We start from the raw sequence: 597 nt of genomic DNA, 5'->3' as shown, positions 1-597 counted from the left end.
CCGTGACCTGCGCGCGGGTCAGTCGAGTTCGAGCACGCGCGCGTGCAGCACCTGACGCTGCTGGAGCGCCGCCCGCACCGCGCGGTGCAGGCCGTCCTCCAGGTACAGGTCGCCCTGCCACTTCACGACGTGCGCGAAGAGGTCGCCGTAGAACGTCGAGTCCTCGGCGAGGAGCGTCTCGAGATCGAGCTGCTGCTTGGTCGTCACGAGCTGATCGAGGCGGACCGGGCGCGGCGCGACGTCCGCCCACTGCCGGGTGCTGTCCCGGCCGTGGTCGGGGTACGGCCGGCCGTTTCCGATGCGCTTGAAGATCACACGGAAAGCCTACCGGGCAGGACCTTCCGGGCGCAGCCGCGGCGACGGAGTGTGACGCTGAAAAAAGCCCCACAAGGCGGTACGAACCGGGAACCGGGGCGTGAATATGCCGGACCGCGCGGCTGTCCGTCGCCGAATCGATCAGGCGGGCCGTGCGCCTGATTCGCCCGAACGGGGTCGGCGCGGACCGGTCGGGGGACCACGCGGTCGCTCGTCCGGACGGTTCGGCGCCCGGAGCGGCGGGGCGCTGGTCCGGCCGCCACCGCCCCCGCCGCTCCGGGC

At 72.7% G+C, this 597-nt stretch carries 1 protein-coding gene; it reads right to left on the bottom strand.

What is annotated here, in order from left to right; all coding sequences use genetic code 11:
* Positions 1-18: 18 nt before the first annotated feature.
* Complete coding sequence (locus CCL05_RS39655; protein ID WP_003991361.1) at positions 19-315, bottom strand: type II toxin-antitoxin system VapB family antitoxin; 297 nt, start codon at positions 313-315, stop codon at positions 19-21.
* Positions 316-597: the final 282 nt, after the last annotated feature.

It is taken from the genome of Streptomyces africanus, assembly GCF_002150735.1.
GTDB classification, from domain to species: Bacteria; Actinomycetota; Actinomycetes; order Streptomycetales; family Streptomycetaceae; genus Streptomyces; species Streptomyces africanus.
This window is presented reverse-complemented; position numbering and strand designations above follow the sequence as displayed.